This window comes from Dietzia sp. UBA5065 (assembly GCA_002415925.1).
Lineage (GTDB): Bacteria > Actinomycetota > Actinomycetes > Mycobacteriales > Mycobacteriaceae > Dietzia.
In genome coordinates this window covers 2,808-3,205 of sequence record DIAZ01000073.1, presented here as the reverse complement: position 1 = coordinate 3,205, position 398 = coordinate 2,808, and the positions used below count along the sequence as shown (strand labels likewise).

The window sequence follows — 398 nt, the reverse complement described above, 5'->3', positions numbered from 1 at the left end:
CGTCCCGGAGCTGCTTGGCCAGGCCCAGCCCGCCGGTGGGGGCGGCCTCGCCGTCGAGGATCGCGAGGCCGATGCCGCCCGCGTCCATGTGCTCGATGACGACCGTCGCCGTGGCGACCTCGGTGTAGAGCAGGCGGGGGAGGTCGGGATGCGGGCGGGCGCCGAGGGCGGACCTGACGCGGCCGCGGGTGGCGGCGTCGCTGCTGTAGACGAGCACCCGGAGGTCGACGTCGGGGTTCGCGCTCTCGGTCACGGTGGCGATGCTACCGAGCGGGGCCGGCCGTCTCGGCTTGCGCTGGGGAAATGGTCCACGGGGGCAGCGGGACCCGGCGATTTCCGGGCAGAGGGGCAGCGCAAGCCAAGCGGGCAGCGCAAGCCAGGGGGGGCGGGCAGGCCGG

The 398-nt window shown here is 75.9% G+C and carries 1 pseudogene; it reads right to left on the bottom strand.

The annotated features are described in order from the left end of the window. Positions 1-253: pseudogene (locus tag B4M60_RS05560) on the bottom strand (hypothetical protein); the annotation flags it as partial. Positions 254-398 lie beyond the last annotated feature (145 nt).